Genomic DNA, 14,485 nt, shown 5'->3' on the forward strand with positions numbered 1-14,485 from the left:
TCCTGTAAGGATAAGAGTTATTTACTGCTTTTGTTATCAACCAGAACCGCCAGCAAAATAACCACTGCTTTCACGATCATCTGGTAGTAAGAGGAAACGCCCAATAAATTCAACCCGTTATTCAGGAAGCCTAAAATCAGCGCCCCGATTAGTGTTCCAACAATGCGCCCTTTGCCGCCTGCCAGGCTGGTTCCGCCCAGCACGACCGCCGCGATGGCATCCAATTCATAGCCGGTGCCGGCGGTTGGCTGCGCCGAAGAAAGCCGCGCCACTTCGATAGTACCCGCCAGCGCGGCCAACATACCGCACAGCGAATACACAATGATTTTTACCCGGCTGACATTAATCCCTGACAGGCGGGTTGCCGCTTCATTACCGCCCAACGCATAGATATAACGGCCAAGGCGAGTGTGATGCAGCATGTACCACGCCAGCAGAAACACCACCGCCATCAGCCATACCGGCGTTGGGACACCCAGCGGACGACCAATGCCAAACCAGCCAAACAGATCGGCATTATCGTTAAAGCCGGTATTCACCGGGCTACCGTTGGTGTACACCATGGTGACGCCGCGCAGCAGCAACATCATGACCAGGGTTGCAATGAACGCCTGCACTTTGCCTTTCGCGACAATAGTGCCGGTAATCGCGCCAATAAATGCGCCCAGCGCCAGCGAAGCCGCCACCGCAACCAGCGCATTCACTTCCAGACCAACGATCGATGCCCCGACCGCGCCGGTCAGCGCCAGCAAAGAACCGACCGACAGGTCGATACCGGAGGTCAAAATAACCAACGTCATGCCCACCGCCATAATGGCGTTGACCGAAGTCTGCTGTAGAATGTTAAACAGGTTATTCAGGGTGAAAAAATTCGGGCTCATGCTGGACACAATCGCGATCAGCACGATCAACGCAATCAGCGATTTTTGCTCCAGCAGCCACGCTTTGCTAAACCAACGGCGGCGGGCAGGTAAAGTTTGAGTACTCATAAATGTGCTAACTCCTCGCTGTGTTGCTTGCCCACCGCCGCAGCCATCAGGGCCTCCTGCGTGGCTTGTTCAATCGTAAATTCACCGCTGAGACGGCCTTCATGCATCACCAGAATCCGGTCACTCATGCCCAGCACTTCTGGCATTTCCGACGAGACTAAAATGATGCTCAGACCTTCATCTTTAAATTGGTTAATTAGCTGATAAATCTCTTTTTTCGCTCCGACATCCACACCACGTGTCGGCTCATCAAGGATCAACACATTCGGACGCGTCATCAGGCCGCGCGCAATCGCGACTTTTTGCTGGTTTCCGCCGGAAAGCAAGCCAATCGGCTGATCCATTGACGGCGTTTTCACATTAAATAAGCGAATAAAATCGCCCACCGCTAGTTGTTCGGCGGCATGTTTCAGGCTGCCGCCGCCATGGCTGAAATAGCGCAGCGCGGTAAGTGACATGTTCTCTTTTACCGACATGCCTAACACCAAGCCATCACGCTTACGATCTTCGGAGATATAGACGATGCCTTGCGCCAATCCCTCCTGCGGCGAACGCGTCACCACATTTTTTCCGTCAAGCGTGACCTTGCCGCCGGTACGCGGCAAGGCGCCATATAGCACTTTCATCAGTTCAGTACGCCCGGCGCCCATCAGCCCGGCAACGCCAAGAATTTCACCTTTACGGAGCGTAAAGCTCACTTCATCAATGCCCGGACCGCTAAGATTCTCAACCTGCAGTCGCACCTCGCCTGGCGCTTTGGTTAGGCGCGGATACTGCTCTTCCAGCTTGCGACCCACCATCATTTCAATCAGTGATTCTTCGGTTAATGTGTCAACGCTACGCTCGGCGATAAATTGCCCATCACGGAAAATGGTCACATCATCGCAAATCTCGAAAATCTCTTTCATACGGTGTGAGATATAGACGATGCCGCAGCCCTGCTCTTTGAGCTCTTTAATGACGCGAAACAGCGACACCGTTTCAGTATCGGTTAACGCATCGGTCGGCTCATCCATAATGATCACTTTGGATTCAAAGCTCAGCACTTTGGCGATTTCAACCATCTGCTGATCGCCAATCGAAAGATCGCCCACCAGCTTATGGCTGCTAAAGCGTAAGTTCAGGCGTTTCAATAACGCATCCGCTTCGGCGTACATTTTTTTCCACTCAATGCGTCCAAAACGGCCAACAAACTCCCGTCCAAGGAAAATATTTTCGGCAATGGTGAGTTGCGGAATTAAATTAAGCTCTTGATGGATAATACCAATACCGGCTTCTTGCGATGCTTTCGGGCCGCTAAAACTGGTTTCTTTCCCCAGCCATTGCAGCGAACCGGCGTCACGAGTGTAAATGCCAGTCAGCACCTTCATCATGGTCGATTTACCGGCACCGTTTTCCCCCACCAGCGCCATGACGCGACCGGGATAAACCGCCAGCGAAGCGCCATTCAGCGCCTTAACGCCGGGGAATGATTTTTCAATGCCTTGCAGTTGCAGTAACGGTTGCATGACGGCCTCAAAAGGTCACGCCAGCGTTCAGGATGACATTCGCATACGGAGAACACTCTCCGCTGCGAATGACCGCCCGACTACGCTGCGTTAATTGTTTAAACTGTTCGTGACGCGTGTAGTGGATACTGATGGTATTTCCCTGGTGTTGTTGCAATGTTTCGAGCAGCGTAAGCAGTTCGCGATGAAGCTGTGGATTATGTTGCTTAATTTCCTCGGCAATCACGGCACTCTCAACCTGCATTTCTTGGGTTACCGCTTCGGCTACCTGCATAAAGCCGGGCACGCCATGAGTGAGCGCCAGGTCAATACGTTGTGGGCCATCAGGTATCGGCAGGCCTGCGTCGCCAATGGTCAGGCTATCAGTGTGCCCCAGCCGGGAAACCACGTAAGAAATTTCAGAATTCAGTAAGGTGCCTTTTTTCATTTTCCACTCCAGAGCGAAACGTTTCGCTGACCGGCAGTGTAAAAAAAACGCAGCAGAAGACAACGGGGAAATGATGAAAATGTGATCGCTATCGAAACGTTTCGCTAAGCTAAATTAACGTGAGCACATCATCACGACCTGACATCATGAAAACATTAAAGGTTAGATTGTGGAGCAATGCCGCCCATTTCAATATCCGGTGCCGGTTCGCGCTGTCTCAAGGTTTGCAAGCGCTGGCTAAACTGGCGACCAACCTGTTCTCCCAGTGCGCCAACCGCATGAAAAATAGCCTCCGACACCTCTGTCAGTGCCTGTGGCGCAGCCTGAGTTAGCCCCCTAAGTTGGTTATAACCATTTTCCGCCAGACGACCAGGGCTATTTTGTTGGGTGCCATGCAGTAAAGTTTCCCGGTCGGGCTGACGAATATTGGCGATGGCGCTGGCAAACCGGCTACTTCCGTCGGCTTTCGCTTCATTACCGGATTGTTTATTGGCGGTAAACGGAACCAACATCCCCAGCGACTGGACACCATTGAGTACCACCGCCGCCACCTTTCCTCCTGTGTGGGAGGTATCCAATTCGGCCTGCTTTAATCCCAGCGCATAGTAAGCCAACATACCTTCCGTGGTGCTCCAAACCTTACTGGCATAATTTTCCCGCGCTTTGTTATCAAGCGGATTAATCGTTGGTAACGCTTTATCTAGCGTAGCTTTTAAACGCGTTGGCAAAGCGTCTTGCGACGTCTCCGGAACATGGGTCGGAATCGTGTTTCCCTGCCAGGAAAAGGATTTATGCTGTTGCCCCAACGCTTGTACGCCGGAACGTAAGAAACCGCCGCTGAACGAGGCAACCATTCCGGCTACTTGGTGCGACGTATTCAAGCTGGTAGTTTGCCCAAGCGTTTCCCGCACCATTTGTGCGCCAACCTGACCAGCGTAAGTAATTGAGTCGCCAGATAAGCTGCCATCTTTATAATTATTTTGCGCAGTAGTAAACGCCGCACGCGCCTGATCAACCTCATTTTTCGCCGCTTGCATTTCTGTTTCGGTACGCAGGCGAAAACGGCCCTGTTCGGAAACAAAACGAGAAGGATCGGGAATCGCCTCTTCGGGTTTCACTTTCTCCATTTGCGCCATCCCCATGGAAGCCATGACATCCCTGACCGCCGGTTTCAAAAAATTATCCAACGTCTCATGAGCCGCGCCGATAAGCGCACCGCTTCCCAAGGCTTGGGCACCGAGGTTCAACAGAGAAAGTTTCGGATCAACAAAGGCGCGCGCGGTAATAAACTGCAGCATTGAAGCCATTCCCTGAGGTGTAGCCGCAGCAAGAAAGGTTTTAATGCCGTTCTGTGCGCCGTTTTGCGCCTTTAAATCATCAATAAATCGATGATGATTGACCTGGTTCATCGCCTGCGCAACTAGCGTTTGCGGCGCGGATTCAGTAGCCGGTTGTTGGAAAAAATGTTGGATAAAAGACCACTGACTCACCTCGTTCTTTGCTCTCTCCAGCCGCGGCGCGAAATCAAACAGGTTTTCTCCCTGATGTTTCTCCAGGTGATCGACATCCGCCTGAGCTTGCGCCAAATGCGTGGTGGCCTGCTGTAGCCCGTAATTAAGCACGTTCTCTTTCAGATTCCCCGACCAGCGTTGCGCCATCGCCTGAAAAGCCTGATGGCTGACCTCAACGCTGGCCTTATCTTCCGGTGATAACGCGGCATGATCCAATACATCGCGATAAACCGCCTGCTGCGCCTCAAGATGATCGGCAATTTTTCCAAAGGCGTCATCAAGGGAAGTGGAAAGTTGTATCAGTGAAGGGAACTGATGGTGACTCGAAACAGTGAACAACTGCTGAACATCCCCCACCAACTGCTGCAAATTATCGTGGTAGGGCAATGCCGGCAATTCAGCGTGTTCAACCGGACGGGCGAGCAGCATCGCCATTTCACAGGTGATCTCTGGGTTTTGTTGTAATAATTGCCCCTGCAACGTTATTTGACGCGCGTGCTGCTCAAGCAGAGAGGCCGCTTCGCGCGGCGGCGGTTCGGCGGCGGTTAACGCATCAACCGTGGAAGCAGAGGCGCGCTGTAATTGCGCCAACTGTGTAGTAGAAAGGGGCGCCTCGCTTTGATGACCCGCCTGAATCGTATCGCCCGGCCACACTGGCGGCGCGCCAGTTTGAGTTTGGGCCTGATGTTGAGTTGCCGTTTGCGGCGTATTTATCGGCATAGGTGGCGTGTTATCGATCTTCATTCAGCTTTTCTCCTGGGTGAAAAGAGTATGGAGAGAGGGATGGGCGCGTGAGAAGCCGTAAGACGAGGAATCCGAGCGGGGTGGGTTATCAAGAAAGTAAGTTTCGCGCCACAGCGCCGCCATTTCGGCCAGTTGCGTCAGCAGACGTACTATGCCCGTTGCCGTTGCTGCTATTACCGGCAATGAAATACACAAGTTAACTTTTTGTGTTTCCGGGTTAACGCTGCAAATTGGGCTACGAGGTTCGGCAAATAAATGGAAATTTAACTCCAACAGGCGGAATAAAATCGCTGCCTGGTTTTTATTCGGTATCTCTCCCATCTCACAAATAATCAGTAGATTATTTTCCTCGCCAACCGACTGTTCTGTGAGTGTAAAATTGATTTGATTGATGTTGAGATGAGCATATTGATAAAAACTTTCAGGATCGGAAAGCAGCGTTATACGGCATATTTCATCGATTAACTGGCAATATTCTCGACTCGACATAACATTTCCCGATAGATTTTTTCAGATAAAAATCAAAGCATAAAGACTATGATTGTTCAGTGAAATAACCGGGAGATAAGTTTCATGGCGCGCTAAAATTTAATAAAAATGAAATATAGAGGATGAGTAATTTATAAAAACATTAAATTAAGATGAAGGTTTAATGAACTTTTTATTAAATCACCCATTAATATCATCGCAACAGGGAAACCACGCTAGCCAATCAGCCCCAAGGGGGGTTTAAGGTGACCGTTCACTGGACACCTTAAATTATGCTGGCGTAAAGCCAGCAATCTCAGTTGCGTCTGCTACTCAAATTTCGACCTGCGTGCCTAACTCAATAACCCGGTTTGGCGGGATCTCAAACTGATCGGGCGCGCGTAGCGCATTACGTTGAAGCGCAAGGAAGAGTTTGCCGCGTAGACGGAGATACCATGGCCGGTTGCCGATAATCAGCGATTCATGCGACATAAAGAACGAGGTTTCCATCATGCGACAATTAAGCCCTTCCAGGCCGCAGCGGTGGAAAATCTCCTCCACGTTTGGCGTTTCACGCCAGCCATAACTGGCAACTACGCGCCAAAAGGTCGGCGAAAGCTGTTCGATGGTAACGCGACGCACGTTATGCACATAAGGTGCATCCTCGGTACGTAAGGTCAGTAACACCACCCGTTCATGTAACACTTTATTGTGTTTTAGGTTATGTAGCATGGCGAACGGAATGACGTTAAGCGCGCGCGACATATACACTGCGGTGCCCGGCACACGAACCGGCGGCGATTTTTCCAGTGAGGCAATCATCGCTTCCAAAGAATTACCGTGCTCATGCATGCGGCGCAACAGCCGGAAACGTTCGCTTTTCCAGGTGGTCATGATGATAAACATCACCAGCGCCAGGCAGAGCGGCAACCAACCACCGGAGAAAATCTTCACCAGGTTGGCGCTAAACAACGGAACATCAATACATAACAACGCCACTAAAATCAGGCTGACTGCGAAACGGTTCCAGTGCCAGTTTTTGATTGCCACCGTGCAAGAGAGAATCGACGTTAACACCATGGTGCCGGTCACCGCGATACCATAAGCGGCCGCCAGGTTGCTGGAGTGTTGAAAACTAATGATCACAATCAGAACGGCAAAATAGAGCACCCAGTTAATCGCCGGAATATAAATCTGCCCTGACTCCATCTCCGAAGTATGGATGATGCGCATTGGCGGCAAATAACCTAAGCGCACCGCCTGCCGTGTCAGAGAAAATACGCCGGAAATGACCGCCTGCGAGGCGATAACCGTCGCTAGCGTGGCAAGTATCAGCATCGGGATCAGCGCCCAATCTGGCGCTAACAGGAAAAACGGGTTTTTAATCGCGGTCGGATCTTTCAACAGCAGAGCGCCCTGACCGAAGTAGTTCAACACCAGTGAAGGTAGCACCACGGTGAACCAGGCCAGGCGAATCGGAAACTTACCAAAATGGCCCATATCCGCATACAGTGCTTCTACGCCAGTAATCGACAACACCACCGCGCCGAGGGCAAAGAAAGAGATTTGTTTATACTGCAGGAAGAAATGAATCGCCCAAGAGGGGTTGAGCGCCTGCAGTACTTCTGGGTTATTCAGGATACTGCGCGCGCCTAATACTGCCAGCACCAGAAACCATAACAGCATCACTGGCGCGAAAAGCTTGCCAACAATGCCGGTGCCATGTTTCTGAATCACAAATAAAAACGTAAGAACCGCCACGGATAGCGGAACGATCCAGTCATCCAGCGACGGGGCGGCAATTTCCAGCCCTTCAATCGCCGACATGACCGAAATCGCTGGCGTAATCACGACTTCGCCGTAGAAAAAGCTGCCGCCAATCAACCCCATAATCACCAATACGGCAGTCGCACGAGCGCCCGTATTACGGCCCGCCAGCGACATGAGGGTTAAAATACCCCCTTCTCCGGCGTTATCCGCCCGCATCACATAGGTGAGATATTTAAGTGAAACCACCAATATCAGCAGCCAAAAAATAAGGGATAAAAAACCAAAAACTGCGCCGCGTTCGACGCCAAAACCAAACTGGCCGGAAAGGCATTCACGTAAGGTATACAGAGGGCTGGTGCCAATATCCCCATATACTACGCCAATTGCCGCCAAGGTGACGGCGCCAATGGACTGTTTCTTGTCGGAACTCATAAGTTGATCTTTTGTTGGAGCTGAGTGACGTAAAAAAACACACGGCTCAAGCCATCAAAAAGCGCACAGTATGCACGATTTCCCATAAAAACCTACCCTGAAAGAGGGTTTACCCACGCAATTAACGCGTTTCCTTAACCCTTAAAAATAAAAAAGCTGACGACTATCAACGCTTTCAAGCATGATAACTCGTACTGTTTTCGCCCTTAGTGACCGCCATCGGCGCCCGGCAAAAAGGATGATTTATTGATTATGGCTCAATCACACTTACTGGCTGAAAGAATTTCGCGACTGAGCAATGCGTTAGAAAAAGGGCTGTATGAGCGTCACCATGCTATACGCCTTTGCTTGTTAGCGGCGCTGTGCGGCGAAAGTGTCTTTCTGCTCGGGCCGCCGGGTATTGCCAAGAGTCTTATTGCACGCCGTTTGAAATACGCTTTTCAGGATGCGCGCGCCTTTGAATATTTGATGACCCGCTTTTCCACGCCGGAAGAGGTATTTGGTCCGCTGTCGATTCAGGCGCTGAAAGATGAGGGGCGCTATCAACGTCTGACTAAAGGCTATTTGCCCGATGCTGAAATCGTTTTCCTCGACGAAATCTGGAAAGCGGGCCCGGCAATTTTGAACACGCTGCTGACCGCGATTAATGAGCGGCGCTTTCGGAATGGCGATAGTGAAGAAACTATCCCTATGCGGCTACTGGTCACCGCATCAAATGAATTGCCGGAGGCCGATAGTGGGCTGGAGGCGCTCTATGACCGAATGCTGATTCGCCTGTGGTTAGATAATGTGCATGAAAAACACAATTTTCACAGCATGTTGACCCACCAGCAGGATGAAAATACTAATCCGGTCAGCGATACATTACGTATCAGCAATGAAGAGTACGCAAATTGGCAACAGGGCATCGTCCAGATCAGCCTGCCGGACCCGGTTTTTGAGCTGATTTACCAATTACGTCAACAATTAGAAGCGTTGCCAGAAGCACCCTATATTTCCGATCGGCGCTGGAAAAAAGCCATACACTTACTGCAAGCCAGCGCTTTTTATAGCGGGCGTAGTAGCATTAACGCCATTGATATCATCTTGCTAAAAGACTGTTTATGGCATGACGTGGCTTCTATGAAACTGCTTGAGCGGGAAATCGAAACGCTAATCACGCAGCACGCCTGGCAACAACAATCCATGCTGTTGAAATTAAAACAAATTAATACACGTCGGCTGGCCCTACAGCAGCAACACAGCGTCGCACAGGCGATTAAGCTCGAAAAGCACGGCAGCATGTTTAGCCGTAAACCACATTATGAACTTCCCTCCTCGCTTACCGACCCGCAGTTGATGTTGATGTTACAAAAACCGCTTACCTTGCATGAAATCGCGGTAACGCATGTGGTTATCACCCGTGAAGCGTTAACTCACTGGCTGCAAAAAGGGGGCGAAGTATGCGGAAAACTTAATGGCATTGGTTTTGCTCAACCGCTGGATTTACAGGTTGATGGGCAGGATTGTCTGACATTACGCGATGTTAGCCTGGAGACTTCGCGCCTCGCCCTGCCCGGCGCGGCAAGCAACAGCGTACCGGACGAGATCAGTGAAGCTTTAAGCCAACTGGATACGCAACTTCGCGCCCAGCGTGCTTTATTCAGCCAGCAACAGCGCTGCCTGTTTATCAGCGATGACTGGCTGACACGCATAGAAACCAGCCTACAGGATGTAGCCGAACAGTTAAAACAGGCACGCTGATGTTCTCGCTTGAAACGCTAAGCATGCTGCTGGCAATCAGTGAGGAACAACTGATTGAAGATTTGATCCTTGCGCTCACTGCATCGCCGCAATTAGTCCTGTTTTTTGAAAAGTTTCCCCACCTGAAACAGGCCTTACTACGTGAAGTTCCACGCTGGAAAGCCGAGATCGGTGAACGCTTCAAAGCGACGCCGGTTCCCGAGGCGCTGGCACAAGAGTTTCAACTGTTTCAGCGTTACCAAATGCTGAGCGACGACGCGTTTTCCGACCAACTCAACCAGTTATTGAGCGCACTAACTGCGCTGAACTCTCCTTTTGTCGGGCAGGCACAAACGCTATTTTCCCACCGGGACGCCGCTCAATTCAGCCGCGCTCAACATACGTTATTTTTGCAGCGCTGGCGGCTCAGCCTGACGTTGCAAACGCTCACGCTTAATCAGCAATTATTGGATCAGGAAAAAGAAAAATTATTGGCGGAGTTACAGCAACGTATGGCGTTAAGCGGCCAGTTGGCGTCGATATTAGCCGATGAGGATGAAGCTGCCGCCGGTCGTCTCTGGGATATGAGTGCCGCACCACTACAGCGCGGCGACTATCAACTCATTGTGCAATATGGCGATTTTCTGGCACAGCAGCCGGAACTGATGAAACTGGCCTCCCTACTTGGCCGGAGCCGAGCGGCAAAATCTGTTCCGGCACAAGATGCACCGCCAGAGCCATTTTCTCAATCGGTGAGAGAGCCTGATAGCGTACCGGAACAGATCAGCGGCCTTCATCAAAGCGACGATATATTGCGCTTGCTACCGCCGGAACTGGCAACATTAGGCCTCAGTGAACTGGAATTGGAGTTTTATCGGCGGCTAGTGGAAAAACGCCTGTTGACCTATCGCCTACAGGGCGACGCCTGGCGTGAAAAAGTATCACTGCGCCCAGCCAGCCACCAGCAGCAGGAAAACCAGCCGCGCGGCCCGTTTATTGTTTGTGTGGACACCTCCGGTTCAATGGGCGGTTTTAACGAACGCTGCGCCAAAGCCTTCTGTCTGGCGCTACTAAAAGTGGCGTTGGCGGAGCAACGACGCTGCTATGTGATGCTGTTCGCACATGACGTGATTGGCTACGAGTTAACCAGCGAAGACGGCATTAACCAGGCGATCCGCTTTCTCAGCCAGCGTTTTCGCGGGGGAACCGATCTCGCCGCCTGCTTACAAGCGGTGTTGCAACGTATGCAGGGTAACGTATGGCAGGAAGCCGATGCGGTCATTATCTCGGACTTTATCGCGCAACGCCTGCCCGATACCTTGATCGCAGCGGTAAAGCTGCAGCAAACACAACAGCAGCAACGATTCCATGCCGTAGCGATGTCGGCTTATGGCAAACCGGGGATTTTACGCATCTTCGATCATATCTGGCGGTTTGATACCGGGCTGAAAAGCCGCCTACTACGCCGCTGGAAACGTTAAGAAACAATCCTGCAAAGCTTATTTGCTATAGTCATGATTACGCTTTATTCACCTGTAAACCAGGGAGCATGACTGTGACTTTGCGACAATCCGAGCTTTCAACCGGGCTTCCCGCCCCAACTCAAACACTGTTGTTATCTGGCGATAACGCTGAAAAAAAACGCCAGCAGATTGCGGACTATTTTGTTCAGACTTGGGAACTGTATGAACGCCTGTTCGATTGCCTCACTGATGAGCGTGCCTATTTCACTAAGGCGATTTCTCTGCGCCATCCGCTGATCTTCTATTTTGGTCATACCGCTACCTTTTACATCAACAAGCTGATGGCGGGCCGCTATCTCGAGCAGCGGATTGACGCAGGTATCGAAGCCATGTTGGCTATCGGCGTGGATGAAATGAGCTGGGATGATCTGGATAACAGCCATTATGACTGGCCAACGGTCAGCGAATTACGTGATTATCGCGGTAAAGTAAAAGGTAGGGTCGCCGAGTTTATACGTACCATGCCGCTTGAATTGCCTATCACGCAAGATAGCGCGGCGTGGGTGATTTTGATGGGGATTGAGCATGAACGTATCCATCTGGAAACCTCCAGCGTTTTAATCCGCCAGTTGCCGGTTGAGTGGGTTGCGCCGCAGCCGCACTGGCCAACGTGTCAGCGTGCCCGTCATCAGCGCGACGAGGTGCCCTCTAACACTTTGGTGGCAGTGGGCGGTGGCCGCGTAGTACAGGGAAAAACCGATGACACTTACGGCTGGGATAATGAATACGGTTCGCTACAAACCGAAATCAAGCCGTTTAAAGCCAGCAAAATGTTGGTGAGCAATGCCGAATTTTACCAGTTTATTGAGGCGGGCGGTTATCAGGAACCAAGCTGGTGGGATGAAGAGGGCTGGGCGTGGCGAGAATTTTCGACAGCGGATAAACCCACCTTCTGGGTGGGAGACCTCCGGCAGCCCGAGGCATTAAAACTCCGTTTAATGGCCGAAGAAGTGCCAATGCCGTGGGATTGGCCAGCAGAAGTTAATCAACTAGAAGCCGCAGCATTCTGCCGCTGGAAAGCGGATGAAACCGGTAAATCTATCCAGCTTCCTTGTGAGGCGGAATGGTATTTGCTACGTGAACAGGTGGAGGGCGATCAGCCCGATTGGCAGCAAGCGCCGGGCAATATTAACTTGGCCTACTGGGCTTCGTCCTGCCCGGTCGATATGTTCGCTCAAGGTGATTTTTTCGATGTGGTGGGTAACGTCTGGCAATGGACCACCACGCCGACCAATGGTTTCGAAGGTTTCAAAGTCCATCCGCTGTACGATGATTTTTCGACGCCTACCTTCGATGGTAAGCATTCGCTCATTAAAGGCGGCAGTTGGATTTCAACCGGCAATGAAGCGCTAAAATCATCGCGCTATGCCTTCCGTCGCCACTTTTTCCAGCATGCCGGTTTCCGCTATGTGGTTTCGTCGCATCAGGAAACCATGTCACAAAACCCTTACGAAACCGACACCATGGTGTCGCAATATCTCGATTTTCAGTATGGCCCGCGCTATTTCGGCATAGCCAATTACGCTGAAGCATTAGTAGATATCGCGCTGAAGCACACCACCACCCGGCAACGCGCGCTGGATATTGGCTGTGCCACCGGTCGCGCCAGCTTTGAACTGGCCCGCCACTTTGAGCAAGTGGTAGGAATGGACTATTCAGCCCGTTTTATTGACGTTGCGCTTCAGCTCACCAGCGGTGAGGATTTCCGTTACGTTACGCAGGAAGAGGGCGAACTGGTCGAGTATTGTCAGGTTCGGCTAAAAGATTTTAACCTCGATAGCGATCAGGCCAGCCGTATCCACTTCGTGCAGGGCGACGCCTGTAATTTGAAGATCGATAAACAGGGTTATGATCTGGTGCTGGCGTCTAACCTGATTGATCGGCTGCGTCAGCCCACCCGCTTTCTGCAAGATATTACCTCCATGATTCGCCCCGGCGGCATCTTATTGCTCTCTTCGCCTTATACTTGGTTGGAAGACTTTACGCCGAAAGAAAACTGGCTAGGCGGCGTGCGGGAAAATGGCGAAGCGCTCACCACTTATCAGGCGCTACAACGCTTGCTTGCCACCCACTTTGATGAGATAGCCGCGCCGCAGGATGTGCCGTTTGTGATTCGTGAAACCGCACGTAAATATCAACATACCGTGGCGCAGGTGACGCTGTGGCGTAAACGTTAACTCACCAGAAAAATAGTCTGCTATGCATGACGTTATCTGTTAAAAATGTGACAGCATTGAACTTTGCGGCTTTGCCGCAAAGTCCTTAAATGGTTAACGGAGTAAAACGTGGCAGAAAATCTGCAAATAGATAATCTCGATCGCGGCATTTTGAATGCCTTAATGGATAATGCGCGTACCGCCTATGCCGAGTTGGCCAAACAATTTAATGTCAGCCCGGGCACTATCCATGTCCGCGTAGAAAAAATGAAGCAAGCGGGCATCATCAAAGGAACCCGCGTAGAAGTTGATCCCAGGCAACTCGGTTATGACGTTTGCTGCTTTATTGGCATTATTTTAAAAAGCGCACGTGATTACCCGGCGGCGTTAGCCAAACTCGATGCGCTGGATGAGGTAGTCGAGGCATGGTACACCACCGGTCACTACAGCATTTTCATTAAAGTGATGTGCCGCTCGATCGACGCGTTACAACATGTCCTGATCAACAAAATCCAAACCATTGATGAGATCCAATCCACCGAGACGCTGATCTCCCTGCAGAACCCGATTATGCGCACCATTAAGCCTTAATCAGCCCGATTCTGTGTATGAAATCATGCACCGGATAGAGGTACAGCGCATCAGCACGATCCGCAATAATAACCTTACTTATCCACAGGTAGATCCCAAGGTAATCACAGCGTACAATGCCAGCCTTTGTAGATCGGGGGCAACCATGGCAGACATTACGCTTATCAGCGGCAGTACGTTAGGCAGCGCGGAATATGTCGCGGAACATTTGGCGGAAAAACTGGAAGAGTCCGGTTATTCGACCGAAATACTACACGGGCCCGAGTTAAATGAACTGTCATTGCAAGGTCAGTGGCTGGTGGTGTCTTCAACACATGGCGCAGGCGATTTACCCGATAACTTACAGCCTTTATTTGATGAACTGTCCGCTCAGCGTCCTGACCTTTCGGGGATTCGTTTCGGCGCAGTAGGTATCGGCAACCGTGAATATGATCTCTTCTGCGGCGCGATCAAACAGTTCGACCAGTTATTGATCGACTTGGGCGCTCAACGTATCGGCGATCGGTTGGAAATTGATGTTCTGGAACATGAGATCCCAGAAGATCCCGCTGAGGTCTGGCTGGCGTCGTGGAAGGCGTTGTTATAAAAATCCGCATTTTCATTGATGGTCGGCTACTTTCACGCATTGTTTTTGCTGCAATCAC

Annotated in this window: 11 protein-coding genes; 5 read left to right on the forward strand and 6 right to left on the reverse strand. The window is 51.1% G+C overall.

The window, feature by feature from the left end:
- Positions 1–17: 17 nt before the first annotated feature.
- The 6 genes from rbsC to kup all read right to left on the reverse strand — a co-directional run bounded on the left by rbsC (position 18) and on the right by kup (position 7,849).
- Positions 18–989 carry a ribose ABC transporter permease gene (gene rbsC / locus PMPD1_RS21820; RefSeq protein WP_173636006.1) on the reverse strand — a complete coding sequence of 324 codons (972 nt, stop codon included), beginning with the start codon at positions 987–989 and terminating at the stop codon, positions 18–20.
- Complete coding sequence (rbsA, locus tag PMPD1_RS21825; protein WP_173636007.1) at positions 986–2,497, reverse strand: ribose ABC transporter ATP-binding protein RbsA; 1,512 nt, start codon at positions 2,495–2,497, stop codon at positions 986–988. The genes rbsC and rbsA overlap by 4 nt, the downstream gene beginning before the upstream one ends.
- Positions 2,498–2,504: 7 nt before the next feature.
- The gene (gene rbsD, locus PMPD1_RS21830) at positions 2,505–2,924 is read right to left on the reverse strand and encodes a D-ribose pyranase (protein WP_173636008.1); all 420 of its coding nucleotides are present in this window, start codon (positions 2,922–2,924) and stop codon (positions 2,505–2,507) included.
- A 155-nt stretch (positions 2,925–3,079) separates the two neighbouring features.
- Positions 3,080–5,179 carry a hypothetical protein gene (locus PMPD1_RS21835; protein ID WP_173636009.1) on the reverse strand — a complete coding sequence of 700 codons (2,100 nt, stop codon included), beginning with the start codon at positions 5,177–5,179 and terminating at the stop codon, positions 3,080–3,082.
- Positions 5,180–5,668, reverse strand: coding sequence for a CesT family type III secretion system chaperone (locus PMPD1_RS21840; protein WP_173636010.1), 489 nt, complete (start codon positions 5,666–5,668; stop codon positions 5,180–5,182). It lies immediately after the preceding gene.
- Between the two features lie 312 nt (positions 5,669–5,980).
- Positions 5,981–7,849, reverse strand: coding sequence for a low affinity potassium transporter Kup (kup, locus tag PMPD1_RS21845; RefSeq protein WP_173636011.1), 1,869 nt, complete (start codon positions 7,847–7,849; stop codon positions 5,981–5,983).
- Between the two features lie 252 nt (positions 7,850–8,101).
- On the opposite strand from kup, the gene ravA reads away from it, so the two are divergent.
- From ravA to mioC, 5 genes are all read left to right on the forward strand, one after another.
- Positions 8,102–9,592, forward strand: coding sequence for an ATPase RavA (ravA, locus tag PMPD1_RS21850; RefSeq protein WP_173636012.1), 1,491 nt, complete (start codon positions 8,102–8,104; stop codon positions 9,590–9,592).
- Positions 9,592–11,052 (forward strand): ATPase RavA stimulator ViaA, encoded by a 1,461-nt coding sequence (gene viaA, locus PMPD1_RS21855; RefSeq protein WP_173636013.1) that lies wholly within the window; start codon positions 9,592–9,594, stop codon positions 11,050–11,052. The genes ravA and viaA overlap by 1 nt, the downstream gene beginning before the upstream one ends.
- Before the next feature lie 68 nt (positions 11,053–11,120).
- Positions 11,121–13,271, forward strand: coding sequence for a 5-histidylcysteine sulfoxide synthase (gene ovoA / locus PMPD1_RS21860; protein WP_173636014.1), 2,151 nt, complete (start codon positions 11,121–11,123; stop codon positions 13,269–13,271).
- A 108-nt stretch (positions 13,272–13,379) separates the two neighbouring features.
- Positions 13,380–13,841, forward strand: a complete 462-nt coding sequence (asnC, locus tag PMPD1_RS21865) for a transcriptional regulator AsnC (protein WP_173636015.1) — start codon at positions 13,380–13,382, stop codon at positions 13,839–13,841.
- A 145-nt stretch (positions 13,842–13,986) separates the two neighbouring features.
- A complete protein-coding gene (gene mioC / locus PMPD1_RS21870; RefSeq protein ID WP_173636016.1) occupies positions 13,987–14,427 on the forward strand; it encodes an FMN-binding protein MioC in 441 nt (146 codons plus the stop codon).
- The last annotated feature ends 58 nt before the right edge of the window (positions 14,428–14,485 follow it).

This window comes from Paramixta manurensis (assembly GCF_013285385.1).
GTDB classification, from domain to species: domain Bacteria; phylum Pseudomonadota; class Gammaproteobacteria; order Enterobacterales; family Enterobacteriaceae; genus Paramixta; species Paramixta manurensis.